At 65.1% G+C, this 12,512-nt stretch carries 16 protein-coding genes; 3 read left to right on the forward strand and 13 right to left on the reverse strand.

Features of this window, described 5'->3' with window-relative positions; all coding sequences use genetic code 11:
- Nucleotides 1-33 precede the first annotated feature (33 nt).
- Both HB777_32615 and pyk read left to right on the forward strand, forming a co-directional pair.
- Complete coding sequence (locus tag HB777_32615) at nt 34-522, forward strand: DUF1036 domain-containing protein (GenBank protein ID QND68984.1); 489 nt, start codon at nt 34-36, stop codon at nt 520-522.
- Nucleotides 519-1,955: a pyruvate kinase gene (gene pyk / locus HB777_32620; protein ID QND68230.1), complete on the forward strand. Its 1,437-nt coding sequence runs from the start codon at nt 519-521 to the stop codon at nt 1,953-1,955. Before HB777_32615 ends, pyk begins: the two co-directional genes overlap by 4 nt.
- A gap of 4 nt (nt 1,956-1,959) precedes the next feature.
- Here the strand turns inward: pyk and HB777_32625 are convergent, their stop codons facing one another.
- From HB777_32625 to rpmJ, 3 genes are all read right to left on the reverse strand, one after another.
- Nucleotides 1,960-3,027, reverse strand: a complete 1,068-nt coding sequence (locus tag HB777_32625) for an alpha/beta hydrolase (GenBank protein ID QND68231.1) — start codon at nt 3,025-3,027, stop codon at nt 1,960-1,962.
- 124 nt (nt 3,028-3,151) lie between these two features.
- Nucleotides 3,152-3,757, reverse strand: coding sequence for a hypothetical protein (locus tag HB777_32630; GenBank protein QND68232.1), 606 nt, complete (start codon nt 3,755-3,757; stop codon nt 3,152-3,154).
- A gap of 114 nt (nt 3,758-3,871) precedes the next feature.
- Nucleotides 3,872-3,997 carry a 50S ribosomal protein L36 gene (gene rpmJ / locus HB777_32635; GenBank protein QND68233.1) on the reverse strand — a complete coding sequence of 42 codons (126 nt, stop codon included), beginning with the start codon at nt 3,995-3,997 and terminating at the stop codon, nt 3,872-3,874.
- A gap of 241 nt (nt 3,998-4,238) precedes the next feature.
- Here rpmJ and HB777_32640 point away from each other — a divergent pair, with 241 nt between their 5' ends.
- Nucleotides 4,239-4,661, forward strand: a complete 423-nt coding sequence (locus HB777_32640; GenBank protein QND68234.1) for a lysozyme inhibitor LprI family protein — start codon at nt 4,239-4,241, stop codon at nt 4,659-4,661.
- 14 nt (nt 4,662-4,675) lie between these two features.
- Here the strand turns inward: HB777_32640 and HB777_32645 are convergent, their stop codons facing one another.
- The 10 genes from HB777_32645 to HB777_32690 form a co-directional block, all read right to left on the reverse strand.
- Nucleotides 4,676-5,752 carry a 5-(carboxyamino)imidazole ribonucleotide synthase gene (locus tag HB777_32645; GenBank protein ID QND68235.1) on the reverse strand — a complete coding sequence of 359 codons (1,077 nt, stop codon included), beginning with the start codon at nt 5,750-5,752 and terminating at the stop codon, nt 4,676-4,678.
- Nucleotides 5,749-6,246 carry a 5-(carboxyamino)imidazole ribonucleotide mutase gene (gene purE, locus HB777_32650; GenBank protein QND68236.1) on the reverse strand — a complete coding sequence of 166 codons (498 nt, stop codon included), beginning with the start codon at nt 6,244-6,246 and terminating at the stop codon, nt 5,749-5,751. Before purE ends, HB777_32645 begins: the two co-directional genes overlap by 4 nt.
- A gap of 99 nt (nt 6,247-6,345) precedes the next feature.
- A complete protein-coding gene (locus HB777_32655; GenBank protein ID QND68237.1) occupies nt 6,346-7,278 on the reverse strand; it encodes an anti-sigma factor in 933 nt (310 codons plus the stop codon).
- Nucleotides 7,275-7,814, reverse strand: coding sequence for a sigma-70 family RNA polymerase sigma factor (locus tag HB777_32660; protein QND68238.1), 540 nt, complete (start codon nt 7,812-7,814; stop codon nt 7,275-7,277). Before HB777_32660 ends, HB777_32655 begins: the two co-directional genes overlap by 4 nt.
- 46 nt (nt 7,815-7,860) lie before the next feature.
- Entirely contained in the window at nt 7,861-8,175 is a 315-nt protein-coding gene (locus tag HB777_32665; protein ID QND68985.1) for a cupredoxin family copper-binding protein, read from the reverse strand.
- Between the two features lie 54 nt (nt 8,176-8,229).
- Entirely contained in the window at nt 8,230-9,177 is a 948-nt protein-coding gene (locus HB777_32670) for a metallophosphoesterase (GenBank protein QND68239.1), read from the reverse strand.
- A gap of 153 nt (nt 9,178-9,330) precedes the next feature.
- Complete coding sequence (locus tag HB777_32675) at nt 9,331-10,536, reverse strand: aminotransferase class V-fold PLP-dependent enzyme (protein QND68240.1); 1,206 nt, start codon at nt 10,534-10,536, stop codon at nt 9,331-9,333.
- A 26-nt stretch (nt 10,537-10,562) separates the two neighbouring features.
- Nucleotides 10,563-11,024 (reverse strand): RidA family protein, encoded by a 462-nt coding sequence (locus tag HB777_32680; protein QND68241.1) that lies wholly within the window; start codon nt 11,022-11,024, stop codon nt 10,563-10,565.
- Between the two features lie 38 nt (nt 11,025-11,062).
- Nucleotides 11,063-11,857 carry an amino acid ABC transporter ATP-binding protein gene (locus tag HB777_32685; GenBank protein ID QND68242.1) on the reverse strand — a complete coding sequence of 265 codons (795 nt, stop codon included), beginning with the start codon at nt 11,855-11,857 and terminating at the stop codon, nt 11,063-11,065.
- A 4-nt stretch (nt 11,858-11,861) separates the two neighbouring features.
- The gene (locus HB777_32690; GenBank protein QND68243.1) at nt 11,862-12,512 is read right to left on the reverse strand and encodes an amino acid ABC transporter permease; all 651 of its coding nucleotides are present in this window, start codon (nt 12,510-12,512) and stop codon (nt 11,862-11,864) included.

Here is a 12,512-nt window from a genome sequence, read left to right on the forward strand (position 1 = left end):
GAGATGCTGATGTGGTTCTTGAGGGGTTTTCGGATGAGTTCCGCCGGCGGGCAGCGCATGCGCTCTGCCTTTGCCATGCCGCTCCTGAGCCTTGCGGTCAGCCTGTCGGCGCTGGTCATGGCCTCGCCGGCGCGTGCCGATTTCCGCGTCTGCAACGCCACGCAGAACCTGGTTGGCGTCGGTATCGGCTATCGTGCCAAAGCCGGCTGGATCACCGAGGGCTGGTGGCACATCGAGGGATCGAGCTGCAAGACGCTGATCGAAGGGCCGCTGTCATCAAGGTTTTACTATCTTTATGCAGAAGACGCCGAGCGCGGTGGACGCTGGGACGGCCCGATCAACATGTGCGTGGCTGAAAAAGAGTTCAAGATCGCCGGCGTAACCGACTGCGTCGCCCGGGGCTTCCAGCGCGCCGGATTCCAGGAATATGACACGGGCGAGCAGGCAAGCTGGATGGTCCAGCTGACCGATGAGTCCACAACGGGAGGCGCTCCAGCCGCCCCGGGAACAAACAGTCAATGAGACGCAGCCGCAAGGTCAAGATCCTCGCCACCATCGGTCCGGCCTCCTCGTCGGAGGAGATGCTGAAGAAATTGTTCGAAGCGGGCGCCGATGTGTTCCGCATCAATATGAGCCATACCGATCACGAATTGATGCGCACGCTGGTCGGGCGCATCCGCGCCGTCGAGGAAGCGGTCGGCCGGCCGATCGGCATCCTGGCCGACCTGCAAGGTCCCAAGCTGCGCGTCGGCAAGTTCGCAAATGGCAAGGAAGTGCTGACGCAAGGCCAGACCTTCACGCTCGACGACAATCCCGAGCCAGGCACCTCGACCAGGGTCTATCTGCCGCATCCGGAAATCCTGAGCTCGGTCGAAGCCGGTCACCGCCTGCTGATCGACGACGGCAAGCTCGAGCTGAAGGCGGTGAAGAGCGACGGCAAGTCGATCGTCTGCACCGTCGTCGCCGGCACCACGATTTCCGACAAGAAAGGCGTCAGCCTTCCCGACACCGACCTGCCGGTCGGTGCGCTGACCGAGAAGGACCGCAAGGATCTCGATGCCGTGCTGGCCACAGGCGTCGACTGGGTCGCGCTGTCCTTCGTGCAGCGACCGGAGGATCTGGCTGAGGCGCGCAAGATCGCGCGCGGCCGGGCGCTGATCATGGCCAAGATCGAAAAGCCGCAGGCCGTTGCCAGGCTGGCCGAGATCATCGAACTGTCCGACGCGCTGATGGTCGCCCGCGGCGATCTCGGCGTCGAGATGCCACTCGAGGCAGTGCCCGGCATCCAGAAGCAGATCACGCGCGCCGCGCGCCGCGCCGGCAAGCCGGTGGTGGTTGCAACGCAGATGCTGGAATCGATGATCACGGCACCGGTGCCGACCCGCGCCGAGGTGTCCGATGTCTCGATCGCCGTCTTCGAAGGCGCGGACGCCATCATGCTGTCGGCGGAATCCGCAGCCGGCGCCTATCCCGTCGAAGCGGTGGCGATGATGAACCGTATCGCCACCAAGGTCGAAACCGATCCGACCTATGCCGGCATCATCAATGCCCAGCGCTCCGAGCCGGAAGCGACCGGCGCCGATGCCATTTCGCTGGCCGCGCGCGAGATCGCCGAAACACTGAAGCTGTCGGCGATCATCACCTACACGGCGTCCGGCACTACAGGCCTGCGCGCCGCCCGTGAGCGGCCGCAAGTGCCGATCATCGCGCTATCGCCGATCCTCAACACGGCGCGACGGCTATCGCTGCTGTGGGGCACGCATTGCGTCGTCTCACCGGATGCAAGCGATCTTGACGACATGGTCAACCGCGCCTGCCGCATCGCCTTCGACGAAGGCTTCGGCAAGCCGGGCGACCGCGTCATCATCACCGCCGGCGTACCGTTGAGAACGCCGGGTTCGACCAACATGCTGCGCATCGCTTATATCGGGTCGGACACGCAAGCCAGCCACTAACCCTCTAGGTCGGCGCCAGTTCGGCGGCCGGCACCTTGAGGTCGGCGCATTTGCCGGCACCGAAGGCGTCGTGGGCAATGCGTGCTTCCACCGCCTTCGCCATCGCCTGCAGGTCGATATCCCTGCCGGCGATCTTTCCGATCGCGCCGACAACGAGATCGGATGCGATCCAGTCCGGCTTGTGGCCGAGATTGTGCACCCAGACCAGTTCGGCACCGGGGATATCGCGCACCAGGCCGACCGAATGGATCGTGGCATAGACCACCTTGTCGCGGTCACCGGAGATGACAATTGTCGGCGCCTTGATCTCGCGGTAGTGCGGCGAGGCGTCGAGTGCATAGCGGTAAAGCCCCGCGACATCGGTGGCGTTGGCGCGAAAGGCTTTGGGCCTGAGCACCAGGGGTATAGAAGCCTCGCCGGCATAGTTGTCCGGCACCTTGTTTGGCGCAAAGACGCAGGTGGTGGCGTCTGCCATCTGCAGCGTTCCTGCCGGGTAGGTCAGCGTTTCGGAAAACAACCAGCCGACCACCGGCGTGGTGGTCAGATTGTAGTACCAGGACGTTGCGCCGCCCGGCCATGGGTGGGTCGCGGGTGCGAGGAAGACCAGGCCGAGTGTCTTGTCGGGATGCTCGCGGCCAAAGGCTGATGTCACCGCGCCGCCGAAGGAATGGCCGACGATGACAGCTTTCTTCATGCCGAGACGGTCCATCAGCGCGGCAATGGTGTTGGCCTGCGCCGACGGGTCTTCGTTGTTGCCGGGGCCGCGCCCCGACCAGCCGTGACCTGGCCGGTCGAAGAACAGCATTTCGGCGCGCCCTTCGAGCAAGGGACGCAGCGGCAGCATCTGATCCCTGAGATTGGCGCTGGCGCCGTGGATGAAGACGATCGGCGGCAACTCGGCATTGGCGGGTGCCGGAACATGGACATAGTGGATGCGGGCGCCGTTGATGTCAGCGAATTCGCCGATCGGCGGATTGCGGCGCTCGATCAGCCATGAGCCGACGCGGGTGACGCCAACCAGGCAAAACACAAGCGCCATCAGGAAGGCGAGGACGGCGTAGATGAGGTTCATGGGGAGATATACGGGGGTGGAGGGGGATAAGTTGTGGGGCAGTAGGCAGTAGGCAGTAGGCAGTAGGCATGTGTGTTCCGCAGCGCGATCTGCACCTACTGCCTAATCCCTGCTGCCTATTCCCTTAAATTCCCTCGCCGGCAAGCTCTTCCGAAATCGTGCCGACCTGGTCCTGGGCGCTGCGCATCATCGGATAGATGGCCAGCACCTTCTGCCACGCCTCGAGCGCCGATTGCTTGTGGCCGGTCAGCGCCATGATCTGCGCCAGGCCGGACAGCGCACCGAAATGGCGTGGCTCGAGCTGCAGCGTATGGTCGATGTCGGACATCGACTTACCGTAGTTCTTCATCATGAAATGCACCGTGGCGCGCCGGTTCCAGCCTTCGGCATAGGTCGGCTGCAAGGTCACCACCTGGTCGAGGAAATCGAGCGCGACGTCGAACTTCTGGCCTTCGACGGCCTTTTGCGACCATTGCATCATCAGGTCGATCGAGGCGCTGCCGGATTGCGACCACTCATTCCAGATGTTGCCGGCAATGCGCTCGGCAGCCTTTTCGTTGCGCTCGCGTTTCAGGTCGCTGAACAGCTGGTCGAGACGGGCCTGTTTCGTCGTTGCCACCGGCGGCGCGTCCTGGGTGGCCGGCGGCACGACAGCATCATCCGCCCATGCCGGGCCATAAATGACCCCGGAAACAAGCAGAGATGTCAAAAATGCAAAAAGAATCCGCATCGCCGGACTCTAGTCCCGGGCGGCGGAACGTCAAACTGAATTTGGCGTGAAAAGGCCGGCAGGCCGGCAGCAAGCATCAATTGGGCGGAGGCAACGCGCCTCCGGCCGAAAACCTCAGCCCTGGCGTGCCTTGTAGCGCGGGGCGGTCTTGTTGATGATGTAGACGCGGCCCTTGCGGCGAACCAGCTGGTTGTCGCGGTGACGCGCCTTCAGCGCCTTGAGCGAATTCTTGATCTTCATGGTCTTGCCTGTCGGTGTGGACCCGGTCCGGGTCGAAATCTTAAGGCGCGCCAGAAGACGCGCCTTTGAACTGTGGGTGGCTCATAAACGAGGAGCCTTGTCCGTGTCAACCGCAAGCGTGCTCCATAGCGGATGTGAATCATCCCTATCATCAAATATCCGCCAAGTCGGCCTCGCGGCATTGCGCGGCCTCTGGCCGGCTGGGATGATGCGGCTGCCGCGAAGTGATTTGGAGATGACCATGCGCCGAATGTTCCTGTCCGCCTGCCTTGTCCTGCTGGCGGGAGCCTCGGTTGCCCATGCGCAGGAATGCGACCGCAGCGACGACAGCCAGCAGATGATGAACATCTGCGCCGGCGAGGATTACCAGGCGGCCGACGCCAGGCTCAACACGGCCTATCAGGAGCTCATCAGCTCGGATGATGCCGGCGGCAAGCGATTGCTGCAGGTGGCGCAACGCGCCTGGATCACCTTTCGCGATGCCGAGTGCGCGCATTCCACCGCCGCCAGCGACGGCGGTTCCATCCATTCGATGGAGGTTTCGCAGTGCCTGACCAGATTGACCAATGATCGCATCAAGCAGCTCGCCGCCGCGGCCAATTGCGAGGAAGGCGATGTGAGCTGCGTCAGTCCCGACGAGGACGAGAGCGACGATTTGCAGTAAGCGCGCCTCTCAGGTTAGACGCGACGGCTGATCCGGGTGAAATGACCCATCTTGCGGCCGGGGCGCGCCTCGGCCTTGCCATAGAGATGCAGCATCAGGTCGGGCTCGGCGAGAAGCTCCGGGACACGCAGCACATCGTCGCCGATCAGGTTCTCCATCACGCAGTCGGAATGGCGGTCCGGGCTGCCGAGCGGCAGGCCGGCGACAGCGCGGATGTGCTGCTCGAACTGTGAAACGATGCAGGCGGCTTCCGTCCAGTGGCCGGAATTGTGGACGCGCGGCGCGATCTCGTTGGCCAGCAGCGAGCCATCGGGCAGCACGAAGAACTCGACACCGATGACGCCGACATAGTCCAGCGCCGACAGGATCTTCGATGCCGCGGCTCGTGCGGCTTGCGCCGTTTCGGGCCTTACGCGGGCCGGCAAGGTCGACGTATGGAGAATGCCGTTGCGGTGGACATTCTCGGCCGGATCGTAGGCGACGACCGCGCCGTCCGGCCCACGCGCTGCGATCACCGATATCTCGCGCTCGAACGGCACGAAGGACTCCAGGATCAGCGGCACGTTGCCCATAGCCTCGCAGGTGCCGGCAAAACCGCCGGCTTCCATGTGGCGGAAGACGCGCTGGCCCTTGCCGTCATAGCCCATGCGGCGCGTCTTCAGGATGCCGCTGCCACCGAACGCCTTCAGCGCCGCCGTCAACTGGTCATCATTGTCGACGGCATGGAAATCCGCGGTGGCAACGCCGATGCCATTGAGAAATGTCTTTTCGCTCACCCGGTCCTGCGCCACTTCCAGCGCGCGCGCCGGCGGATAGACCGGAACCTTGGCGACCAGCGCTTTTGCCGCCGCGACCGGCACGTTCTCGAACTCGTAGGTGACGACGGAACTCGACGCCGCCAGTTCGGCAAGGGCAGCCTTGTCGTCATAGGCAGCCGTTATCTGACGGTTGGCGACCTGTGCCGCCGGGCAATCCGCTTGCGGCTCCAGCACCACGGTGCGGTAGCCGAGGCGGGCGGCAGCAACAGCCAGCATGCGGCCGAGCTGGCCGCCGCCAATGATGCCGATGGTCGATCCGGCGGGCAGGCTCACGGTGTATCCGTCGGTTCGGTCGCGACCTTGGCGGTCTGCGCGGCGCGCCAGGCATCCAGACGGACGGCAAGGCTGTCATCGTTCAGCGCCAGCACGGCAGCCGCCAGAAGGGCTGCGTTGGCGGCGCCGGCCTTGCCGATGGCCAGCGTTCCCACGGGAATGCCGGCCGGCATCTGGACAATGGACAGCAGCGAATCCTGCCCGGACAGCGCCTTCGATTCCACCGGCACGCCGAACACCGGCAACGGCGTCATCGCCGCCGTCATGCCGGGCAAATGCGCGGCGCCGCCGGCGCCGGCGATGATCACCTGGTAGCCGGCCGCCTTGGCGCCCTTGGCGAACTCATAGAGCCGGTCTGGCGTGCGATGCGCGGAGATGATCAGCCGCTTGTGCGGGATGCCGAGTGCTTCCAGCGTTTCGGCGGCATGGCGCATCGTCGCCCAGTCGGACTGGCTGCCCATGATGATGGCGACGTCGGCGCGTTGATCGTCCAAGTCTGTGTTCCCCGGCGACAAAGGCGCGCCTTAGCGGAATTCGCGCGAAGCCGCAAGGATAGGTGGCCACCGCAGCGGCTTGGTGAGACTGAAATCGGCCTAAACAGCCGCCTTGCGGAAGCGGGCGACGAAGTCGTCGAGTTCGGGCCGCTCCATGTCGGAGATCGCCCAGTAGGAGAAGGCGCCGTCGCTCCAGTGCACCAGCGAGAAGCCGCCCGACGAGAGATCAGCCGGCGCGGTGAGGCCGCCGCCCTGCTGCGGTTCGGCGACCAGCGTGATCAGGTGCTCGCGGTGGCGATAGACCAGCGCCGGCACCGGTCGATCTGATATCACCTCGACCCGGCCGCCGATGAGCGCATAGCCGTCCTGCGCAAGGTCGGGCGCCGGCGGCGACACGCCGATCCGGGCGTCGAGCCACGGCTTGACCGTGTGGCGGTCGGACGAGACGATGTCGATCGGGCTGGCGGCAAGCAGGCTGCGGCGATGGCCGCTGGCGACTCCAGCTGCGAAACTATCGGACGCGTTGTCGACCATCACCCACTGCGTCGCTCCGCTGGCCAGCACCGCACTGACCACGATCGACGCCGCCAGCGCACGCCAATCGAACGAGCCGAAGCGGCGCGCCCTCGGCAGCGCCCGCGCCTGGGACGGACGTGTCTCGGCGTTTCGTCTCTGGCCGCCCCCGACGGGTGCACCCGCGATCAATCCCGGTTGTGGCGACGGCGTGCCCCGCTGCGGCCCGGCCGCTTCGTCCTGCGCCGGCACGTCTTGCGCCGGATGTGCCGTGGCTGTCGCACCAATCGCCGCGATGCGTGCCCGAAAGGCATCGCTGACATCGGGGCGCGGCAAACGGCCGAGTGCGCCCCGCAAGGCAATGATGCGGGCATGTTCGGCGGCAAGCTGCGGGTCGGCGGCGATGCGCCGCTCCACCGCGAGTGCGGCCGCCGCGTCGAGTTCGCCATCGATGAGGGCATGGATCATCAGCCTGATACCCTCGGGATCGTTGGGCAGTCCGTCGTCATGCATGGTCATGGCGCTCTCCCCAGTGCAGATACAAGCAGGCCGCGGGCGCGGGCCAACCGCGACATCACGGTGCCCATCGGTACTCCCAGCATGGCCGCGATCTCGCGGTAGCTGAGGCCGTTGATGTCGCGCAGCACCAGCGTCTCGCGGAACGGCTGCGGTAGTGCTGCGATCGCCACTTCCAGGGCTGCAGCATCGGCCCTGGCGATCAGGCTCGCTTCCGGTCCGTCCTCTTCGGGCAGGCTGGTGCCGTGCGCTGCCGCCATCTCGTCGAGATCGCCGAGGTCGCCGACGGCGAGCATGCCGCGCGGCCGGTTGCGCGACATCCAGGTGTAGGCGGTGTTGCGCACGATGGTCAGCAGCCAGGCGCGGGCATTGCCGCCGGCATAGCCTGATATGCCGGCATGCGCCTTCACGCAGGCTTCCTGCACCACATCCTCGGCGTCGGCGGCGTTGCCGGTCAGCCAGCGGGCGAGCGCAAGCGCATCACCGAGATGGGGCAGCACCACCTCGCCGAAGCGCTCGGCCAAGGCCTTTTCGCTCAAGTCAGCACCATGATCCGGCACTCCGGGCAGGATTTGCCGCGCCCGCTCAGGGAGCGACGGTGATTTTGCCCTGCATATGCGGGTGAAGCCCGCAGAAATAGGCAAAGTCGCCTGCTTTGGTGAAGGTGAATTCATAAGTGTCACCGGTGTCAAGCGCCTTGGAGCGGAAGGAGGAATCGTTGGCGACGACCAGATGCGGAATATCGTCGTCGTTTCTGAAGGTCACGGTGGTGCCGGGCTTGACCGTCAGCACCGGCGGCGTGAAGGCAAAATTCTCGATTCTGACCATCGGCGCGTCGGCCGCGCGCAGCGGCTGGCAGGTTGCCGTGGTCAAGGTGAAGGCGGCGAGGATCGCGGCCATATGCCGGGCCGGAAGGCGTATGCAAAGCATGGTGATTTCCCTTGCTGTTCCGGCTCAAGCCAGCGTCGAGTCGATGATGGCGAGATCCTGCCCGCCTTGCTTGACGGTGACGCTGCTGGTGCCGAGCAGGCCGCGCAGCTGCCCAGCCGGCACAGTCATCGGTCCGGGCGAGGCGGCGGTGCCTGGCGCCGGCTGCGGGAAGGCGGTCGAGCGCGCGGTGTGGAAGGTGACGTTGCCTTCCACCTTTTGCATGATCTGGTGGATGTGGCCGTTGAGCACGGTGACCGAGCCGAAGCGCTTGAGCAGGCCGAGCGCCTGTGCCGCGTCGTCGGTGCCCCAACCCCATTCGGGATAGACCGCCCACAGCGGGATGTGAGCGAAGACGACGATCGGCATCGAGGCGCTGACCGCCTTCAGATCGTCGGCCAGCCACGCCAGCTGTTCGGCGCCAAGATTGCCGAGCCCGCCCGCCTTGAGGTTGACGACATTGACCAGCGCCACGAAATGCACGCCGTTCTGGTCGAACGAATACCAGCCGGCGCCCTTGGTGCCCTTGCCGTAGCGCTCGAGATAGGCCTTGCCGTTGCCGTCGTCGATCAGATCGTGCTCGCCCGGCACGTAATGCACGTCGAAGCCGGCACCGCCGATGATCTCAGCCGCATTGTCGAACTGTGCGGCCTTGGAAAGATGGGTGATGTCGCCGGTGTGGATCATGAAGGCCGGCTTTTGCGGCAGCGCCTGGATCTTGCCCATCGCTTCCTTCAGCGTGTCGATGGCATGCGGGTTGGCCGCCTTGTCGAAGCCGATATGGCTGTCGGATATCTGCAGGAAGGTGAAGCCAGTGGCCGTGGCTTCGGCAGCTTGTGCTTCGCCGAGCAGGTTGAGCGACACCGGTATGCCGCCTGAAATCGTCCACAGCACGCCGGTGCCGGCCCAGATCATGCATTCCAGCGCATGGCGGCGGCTGATGTGCCCGTTCTCGTCGTCGTGATGATGGGTCATATCGGTCTCCTCAACGCCAGGAGCGGCGTATACTGAGGAGACCCGGGGCGGCAGCGGTTTATTCCCGGCTGGCGCGAGTCCAGCCGTTCACGGTCGCGTGATGGCGTGCCGATCGCGACCGGCGCATCTTCAGGCAGTGGTCCGCCCGGTGTTTCAATCCGGCCAGTGCAAGGCGCCGGACGAATCCTTGCGCGGAGCCTTCATGGCGTCGGCGGGCCGCTCGGCCGCGGTTAGTACGGCCCGCAGCCGTTCGGCAACGATCTCGGCCTCGCCGGGATGAAGATTGCAAGGGTCGAGGAAGAAATGGCCGCGCTCCACCTCATGGTTGCGCACGATGATCGGCGGCGAGCCGGCGGCTAGCGCAGAGGCGAGGCCGGCGGCGGTGAACCGGCTCTCGGGCGAGACGAAAATCTGCAGCCGGTCGAGCGGATTGGACGTCGGGTCGGGAATGATTTGCGCGACAATGCCCGGCAAACCCCTCAACGCGTCTTGCCACAGGTTCAGCGCTGCCTCTTCGCGCTGGCGGATGCCGGCGTGGTCGCGCTTTTCCCAGGCTTCCAGTGCGGCCATGGTGCCGGCAATGCTTTCCTTGCCGACCTTCATGGCGCGCGCGACGCCGCGGTTCTGCAGATAGGCGGCTCGAACCAGGTCCTTGCGCCCGGTGACGATGCCGCTGGTCGGCCCGCTCAGGAATTTGTGTCCGCTGTAGATGACAATGTCGGCGCCGCGCGCGAGGAAGCCGCGCAAATCATATTCGGAAGCCGCGTCGACAATCACCGGGACGCCCCTGGCGTGGCAGATCTCGCAGAATTCCTCCAGCGACAGCATGCCGTACTGCACGGTGTGGTGGGCGACGACATAGAGGCCCGCCGCCGTGCGGTCACGGATCGCGTCGCGGACGTGATAATCCTGGGTCACGCTGACCGTGCCGGCCGCCACGACCCTGGCGCCCGCCAGCCGGATCGACTGGTCGATCGGCGCGCCATAGTTGACGATGTGGCCGAGCTGGACGATCACCTCCGATTTGAGGCCCTCTGTATCGTCCGGCAGGCGTTCGATGGCGAGCAGGTTGGTTCCTGTCATCGCGCCGGCGATCGCCATGGTGATGCCGCTGGCGCAGCAGGCGGTGATGAAACCCGCCTCGCCGCCGGTGAGGCGCGCAACGATCGTGCTTGCGGCACGCTGCAGATCGTCCATCTCCACCCATTGCGAGGCCATTTCCGCCATGGCGCTGATCGCTTCCGGGACGATGATCGACGCGCCGAGCGCGGTCATCGTGCCGGAGACGTTGATGATCGGGCGAAGGCCGAGCCGTTCGCGGATCGTGGTGTTGGAGCCGTTGGCGGAAAAGGTTTTCATCTCTGCGATCCCATTTTCTCAAGAGGTCAGGCGGCGATCTCGACGACCGCCTCGATTTCGACGGTGATGTTTCCGGGCAAGGAGCCGACGCCGATCGCCGAGCGGGCATGGCCGCCGATACTGTCGAACACAGCGGCGAACAGGTCGGAGCAGCCATTGACCACCTTCGGGTGGTCGCTGAAGGTCGGTATCGCGTTGACGAAGCCAAGCAGCTTGACGATGCGCACGATCCGGCCAAGGTCGCCAGTGGCCGCGTGCATGACGGCGAGCAGATTGAGGCCGGTGAGGCGGGCATGGCCATAGGCCTCCTCGACGGTGACATCGTCTCCCACCTTGCCGGTGAACAGCGTGCCGTCGGTCCGCAGCGGCCCCTGGCCGGACAGGAAGATCAGCCGGCCGCTTTCGGCATGGGTGACGAAGTTGGCGATCGGGGTCGGCGGCTCGGGCAGTGTCAGGCCCAACGCGGCGAGCCGGATATAAGGCGTCATGAAAGAAGGCTCCTTGCGACAGCGTTGGCTGTCCCGTTCTAGAAATGCGAGGCGCGGAAGCGTGCCAGAAAGGTGCGCAGGCGCTCATTGTCGGTGTCCGCCGCCAGGATTTCGGCGGGTGGACCCGCCGCGCTGACGCCGCCATCGGCCATGAAGATGATGCGGCTCGAGGCATCGCGGGCAAAGGCCATTTCGTGCGTGACCATCACCATGGTCATGCCGTCCTCGGCCAGGCTGCGCACAACCTCGAGCACCTCGCCGACCAGTTCCGGGTCGAGCGCGGAGGTTATCTCATCGAGAAGCAGGATCTTCGGCCCCATGGCCACGGCACGGGCAATGCCGACACGCTGCTGCTGGCCGCCGGACAGTTCGGCGGGCAGGCTGTCGGCCTTGTGGGCGAGGCCGACCCGGCCGAGCCAGTGTTCGGCGATGGTGCGGGCCTCCGCACTGCTCTTGCCGCGCACCTTGGTGAGGCCAAGCATGATGTTGCCGGCGGCCGTCAGGTGCGGAAAGAGGTTGAAGCTCTGGAACACCATGCTGGTCTCGGCACGCATCGCGGCGAGGTCGCGTTCGCTGCGGCGTTGACGGGCTCCGGTTTCGCGAAAGCCGACCTCCTTGCCGTCGATGCGGATCGAACCGCTATCATAGCTTTCGAGGAAATTGACGCAGCGCAGCAGTGTGGTCTTGCCGCTGCCCGAGGGGCCGATGACCGTCACCACTTCGCCACGCGCCACCTGCAGGCTGACCGAACGCAGGACCTGGACGGTTCCAAAGGATTTGGAAACATCGGTGACATCGAGAAGGGCCGGGATGTTGGTCGAACTGGTGGACATCTTGCTATTCCCGGATGAAGGAGAAACGCCGCTCTAGCCGCCGGCTGGCCAGCGAAAGCGCGTAGTTGACCGCGAAGTAGATGAGCGCGCCGAGGATATAGAGCGGCATGGCTTCGTAGGTGCGGCCGATGACCTGGTTGATGGCCTGCATCAGGTCGGTGATGCCGAGCAGCGAAACCAGCGCGCTGCCCTTGACCGCGTCGGTGACGCCATTGATCCAGGGCGGCAGGAAGCGCCTGAACGCTTGGGGGAAGATGACGTAGGCGAGGCGCTGGCGAAAGGTCAGTCCGATCGCCATCGCCGCCTCGGATTGCCCTCTCGGAATGGAGCCGACCGCACCTCTGAGATATTCGACGACCTGCGCCGTCTTGAACAGGGTCAGCGCCAGCACCGCCGCCCAGAAGGACGGCAGATGAAGCCCGACGGCCGGCAGGCCGTAATAGACAAAGAAGATGAGCACGAGGATCGGGATGCCGCGGATGGTGTCGCTGAAGATGCGCACGGCCCATTGCAACGGTATGGGGCCATAGACGAGACCGACGCCCAAGATCACGCCGGCGATCAGGGAAAACACCACGACCAGCAGGGATACCCACAGTGTCAGGGCAAAGCCCTGGGCGAGGAAAGGCAAGGCATAGGCGATCTGGGTGAGCAT

Source organism: Mesorhizobium loti (assembly GCA_014189435.1).
In the GTDB taxonomy this organism is placed as follows: Bacteria; Pseudomonadota; Alphaproteobacteria; order Rhizobiales; family Rhizobiaceae; genus Mesorhizobium; species Mesorhizobium loti_G.

Excerpts from the sequence above, each read along its gene's own strand:
- HB777_32670 (QND68239.1), bottom strand. The coding sequence starts at position 9,177 with ATGACCCATCATCACGACGACGAGAACGGGCACATCAGCCGCCGCCAT.
- HB777_32640 (QND68234.1), top strand. The coding sequence starts at position 4,239 with ATGCGCCGAATGTTCCTGTCCGCCTGCCTTGTCCTGCTGGCGGGAGCC.
- HB777_32675 (QND68240.1), bottom strand. The coding sequence starts at position 10,536 with ATGAAAACCTTTTCCGCCAACGGCTCCAACACCACGATCCGCGAACGG.
- HB777_32690 (QND68243.1), bottom strand. The coding sequence starts at position 12,512 with ATGCTCACCCAGATCGCCTATGCCTTGCCTTTCCTCGCCCAGGGCTTT.
- HB777_32680 (QND68241.1), bottom strand. The coding sequence starts at position 11,024 with ATGACGCCTTATATCCGGCTCGCCGCGTTGGGCCTGACACTGCCCGAG.
- pyk (QND68230.1), top strand. The coding sequence starts at position 519 with ATGAGACGCAGCCGCAAGGTCAAGATCCTCGCCACCATCGGTCCGGCC.
- HB777_32615 (QND68984.1), top strand. The coding sequence starts at position 34 with ATGAGTTCCGCCGGCGGGCAGCGCATGCGCTCTGCCTTTGCCATGCCG.
- HB777_32630 (QND68232.1), bottom strand. The coding sequence starts at position 3,757 with ATGCGGATTCTTTTTGCATTTTTGACATCTCTGCTTGTTTCCGGGGTC.
- HB777_32665 (QND68985.1), bottom strand. The coding sequence starts at position 8,175 with ATGGCCGCGATCCTCGCCGCCTTCACCTTGACCACGGCAACCTGCCAG.
- HB777_32655 (QND68237.1), bottom strand. The coding sequence starts at position 7,278 with ATGACCATGCATGACGACGGACTGCCCAACGATCCCGAGGGTATCAGG.
- HB777_32625 (QND68231.1), bottom strand. The coding sequence starts at position 3,027 with ATGAACCTCATCTACGCCGTCCTCGCCTTCCTGATGGCGCTTGTGTTT.
- HB777_32685 (QND68242.1), bottom strand. The coding sequence starts at position 11,857 with ATGTCCACCAGTTCGACCAACATCCCGGCCCTTCTCGATGTCACCGAT.
- rpmJ (QND68233.1), bottom strand. The coding sequence starts at position 3,997 with ATGAAGATCAAGAATTCGCTCAAGGCGCTGAAGGCGCGTCACCGCGAC.